4 protein-coding genes and 1 pseudogene are annotated in these 4,134 nt (G+C 36.5%); 4 read left to right on the plus strand and 1 reads right to left on the minus strand.

The features are described from left to right. The coding region (locus tag F6K13_RS21500) for a polyprenyl synthetase family protein (protein ID WP_287288329.1) at positions 1-353 on the plus strand (353 nt) is incomplete at its 5' end. 317 nt (positions 354-670) lie between these two features. Here the strand turns inward: F6K13_RS21500 and F6K13_RS21505 are convergent. Then, positions 671-1,150 carry a hypothetical protein gene (locus F6K13_RS21505; protein WP_124147029.1) on the minus strand — a complete coding sequence of 160 codons (480 nt, stop codon included), beginning with the start codon at positions 1,148-1,150 and terminating at the stop codon, positions 671-673. Between the two features lie 95 nt (positions 1,151-1,245). Between F6K13_RS21505 and hetZ the strand changes: the two genes are divergently transcribed. The 3 genes and pseudogenes from hetZ to F6K13_RS21520 all read left to right on the plus strand — a co-directional run. Beyond that, the gene (hetZ, locus tag F6K13_RS21510) at positions 1,246-2,412 is read left to right on the plus strand and encodes a heterocyst differentiation protein HetZ (RefSeq protein WP_124147037.1); all 1,167 of its coding nucleotides are present in this window, start codon (positions 1,246-1,248) and stop codon (positions 2,410-2,412) included. Beyond that, positions 2,405-3,463: a hypothetical protein gene (locus tag F6K13_RS21515; protein WP_124147030.1), complete on the plus strand. Its 1,059-nt coding sequence runs from the start codon at positions 2,405-2,407 to the stop codon at positions 3,461-3,463. Before hetZ ends, F6K13_RS21515 begins: the two co-directional genes overlap by 8 nt. 401 nt (positions 3,464-3,864) lie before the next feature. After that, positions 3,865-4,134, plus strand: a pseudogene (locus F6K13_RS21520) (transglutaminase); the annotation flags it as partial.

Here is a 4,134-nt window from a genome sequence, read left to right on the forward strand (position 1 = left end):
TAGGTTTGGCATTTCAGATAGTAGATGACATACTAGATTTTACAAGTGTAACAGAATCTCTAGGAAAACCTGCTTGTTCAGATCTGAAAAGTGGCCACTTGACAGCACCTACATTATATGCCTTAGCAGAAAAGCCAACTTTAGAAAAACTAATCGAAAGAGAATTAGCCCAAGATGGTGATTTAGAAGAGGCAATCCAATTAATTAAAGATAGTCACGGTATTGAAAAATCTCAGGAATTAGCTACTAAATACGCGAAAATGGGTGTTGAACATTTACAATCTTTGCCAGATTGTGATTCTCGTCAAGCTCTGATTAATCTTACTGACTATGTTTTAAGTCGGCTGTATTAGCTTTTAGTATCTTTTAATAATTTAGCTAGGAGTTAATTAATACTAGCAGTAGGATAAAACTTAATAAAGGCAATTCATTGATTTAGACCTATTAATCTTTTTATAGCAATCTAATCTGTCTTCAGATGAGTTTAACTTTGGTATGCTAAATTCGATTTTCTCTGTTTATTTGAGGTAGTTAAATTATTAATTAATATAGCAAGGAACGAGTTGGTTAGGACTTATGTTGATGATGAACCTGAGACAGAGAAAAACTTTTGCCACTGTTCCCTGTTCCCTGTTCCCTGTTCCCTTAATTGTGAGAATATCTCAACATCTTAAGCAATATCTGGAGGAATTTTGCTAGAGTGGGAATGAGAGGATGCCTGATACTGTTGGAGATATATACTTATCAGCTTTTGGACATCCTCTCTTTTAACTTCTGTAGCTGTTGTTAAATTCCCAGGATGTTCAAAAAATACAAGGCTATCTAAAGGTTCAATTGCGATCATTTGGAAAAGTATATAAACAACTGGTACAGGTTTAGCAACTACATTATCCTCTACAATAGAAGATGAAGCATCTTTTTGAGTAGGAAAAGCGTAAATAACATGTTTTTCTAATTCAGATTTATTACGATGACCAAGAGTAGTCAAAACCCAATTTTGTGTGTTAGTTTGCAAAATATAATACTCTAAATGTTGTAATTGTTGAGCTAAAAGTTTCAAGGCAGGTGTAATTGCTTCAACAACTTCTGCTGTATTGCCATTTTGAGGTGAATTTTTAATGAGTGTTTGGATTTGTTGATCTAAGTCCATAATTTATTATTTAGTCTTTTCAGAAATTGTATGAAATCAGGGTGTATGTGTAATGAATAGAAAAAATTATTAGTGGTTAATTTATTAATACAATGATGGTGGAAATCTGCCAAGTTAGCGAAGAAAATTTAAAGCTCTTGCTAGATGAATTTCAGCAATCTACTCGTGCATCAAAGCAAAATTGCCAATCAGTAGCAGAGCGTATTAAACAAGAAGTAGAAAGAATTTGCATAGAAAGCAAAAGAATTCAAGCTTCGGGGGAAATAAGTAAATGGGCAAAGAACCTAGCTCAACATCGTCTGAGACAATGCCTACATTACTACAAGCTTGGTTCTAGAGAAGGAAGAATACATTTACATAGTAGTCTAAGTGCAATTGTTTATAGGTATATCACTCCTCCTCAAATACAATCAAGTTATCAGGCAAGATTAAATCTAATCGAAGACTTTTTACAACAATTTTATCTGGAAGCTTTAAATGCTTTTAGACGAGAAACTGAGCTGCCAATAATGTACACTCCCCATACATTATTAGAACTAGCAGAGTATATGGCCTTTACAGAGCGTTATGGCAAAAGACGCATACCTTTGTCTGGTGGTCGTAGTCAACAATTAATCATTCTGCGTGCTCAAACATTTTCCCATCAACAACCAAAGGAAACATCTGTAGATATTGACCAAGCAGCAGAGGGAACAACTAGCGACTCAGATAAGACATGGAATGATGGATCTATCCAACAAGTGCGAGAAGCAATGGCCGCACGACAGGATACAGATGATGATATAGGTTCTCTGCGCCAGGTGGTAATAGAAGAACTTATGGCCTATCTGGAGGAACGTCAGCAGCAAGACTGTGCAGACTACTTTGCACTGCGTTTACAAGACTTATCAACTGGGGAAATAGAATCTATTTTAAATCTTACTCCCAGACAAAGGGATTATTTGCAGCAACGCTTTAAGTATCATTTGCTCAAATTTGCCATGGGACATAGGTGGGAATTAGTTCATCAATGGTTAGAAGCAGACTTAGAGCATAATTTAGGCTTAACCCCCACAGAATGGACAGCTCTACATGACCAAATTGACGCAGAACAGAAAAGTTTGCTAGATTTGAAGCATAAAGGTCTTTCTGACGAGGCGATCGCGAAGACTTTAGGTCGTAAAGTAAACCAGGTGAAGAAGAAGTGGCACAAGTTACTCGAACTTGCCTGGGAATTACGAAATCATTCAAATTCCGGAGCGAGTGCGTCAACTGATGAATAACGAAACGAATAAACAGGTGGAAACTTTCGAGGATAATTTCTTTGACTGGTTATTAGGGCCAAATTCTAAGGAAATATCAAATGTAGGGCAAAATCAAAACAAGATTGAGAATGGAAAAAAAGAAGTCAGGGTGCAGGAGTTAGAGTGGGAAGAATTAGACCCACTTGATTCTGAAGAAATTGACTACCCCTACGATTACGAAAGTCAGCCACTTACACCCGGAGAAGTACCAACCGTGTATAATCGTTTCGAGACTGTATTACAAAAACGACTTAAAGCCAAGATTGAAGCTAAACCCCCACGATTTCCTTGGGAAAATAATCTGGTAAACTACGATGCTGAATATCCAGACGTAGAGGTAAATAACTGGTTTTCCCATATTAATTTGTGGGCATCACAGATGAAAAATATTAAGTGGGGTAAGTTAAATATACCTTTAACGGAGACTGTCTTTGCTCAACTTTTGCAATCTTGTCAGGATTTAGTATCATCTGATTTACTCCCCGGCAGTAAATTGGTTAGAGCAGTGGATAGTTTGTTCCCAAACCAATCTCAATCTTTAAATAAACTAGCTGGTTTAGTGCTTGTAGGTGGAACCCGCGATGGAGAATTGATTTCCAATCATATTACTGCTTATAATACTGCAACTCCAAAGCAACAGATGTTGTTGTCTTTGCTTGCTGCTCAAGAAATTATCTCATCTTTAAGTTTGACTTGTTGTTTGAATCAGTCAGTAACAAAGAGAGAATGGCAAACTGCTTTAGGGTGTCTTACCATTGAAGCTGAATATTATATTCCTGAAGATCGTTCTTCTGCGTGTTTGAGGATTAAAGGTGAATTACCTGGAGCAGGAAGTTTCCAAGTTCAAGGAAGAGGAGTTGAAGCTACTGCTGAACGTTCAGATGCAGGTACTCTATGTGTAGAGTTATTTGACCCACAACCAGATGAAACATATCAGCTAATTATTAAGTTCCTCAACTGGGAGCAATCTTTAAAGTTTGTGGTTCACCTTCAAGAGGGAACAGGTAACAGGCAACAGTCTAGACTGTAGAGTAGAGGTTTTAAGTTCCATTAATATCACTTCTGACTTTTGACTTCTAAATTTTCTTGTAAGTCATCACTTTTGACTTTTGACTTTTGATTTTTGACTTGATAATGTGCCTATGCTTTCAAAGTTTTACAATTGTTATTACCGAAAAACTGAGGTTTAAAGCTTCCCCTTTTAAGGAGATATAGTCATTTAACTTTAGATTGAGACGAAGCTTTCTTGCTCTGAGGAAGTTTCAGACTAAAAAACGTCTTAATTTTTAAGTTAAACAATTATAATAAACCTTTTAAGAAGATAATAAAGAAAAATTTTCCCTGTTCCTCAATCCTCTCCTTTGAAAGAAGAGGCAATAATTAATAATTAATTATTAATTATTAATTATTGAAAAGCATCTACCAAAATTTATGTCTAATTTTTTTGGTTGGGAAGTGCGAAACCTTCCTATATTAGGACTTCTGTGGCGAGAGATAGAAGCAGCACCTAAACCTGTTCCTGAAAATTCTATTCTATTGCGAGTCATGGTACAGGCGTTAGTTATAGTAGGCATCATTGCTGTAGATGTAGCCGCCGGGGTAGCAACAGACGAACTTCCTTTAACTGTTTGGGCCGCTCCATTAAGTATTATAGGGGCAATTTGGAGTTGGTATAACCGCTACAAACGAAACATACCAGCT

This window comes from Okeania sp. SIO2B9, assembly GCF_010672505.1.
GTDB lineage: Bacteria > Cyanobacteriota > Cyanobacteriia > Cyanobacteriales > Microcoleaceae > Okeania > Okeania hirsuta.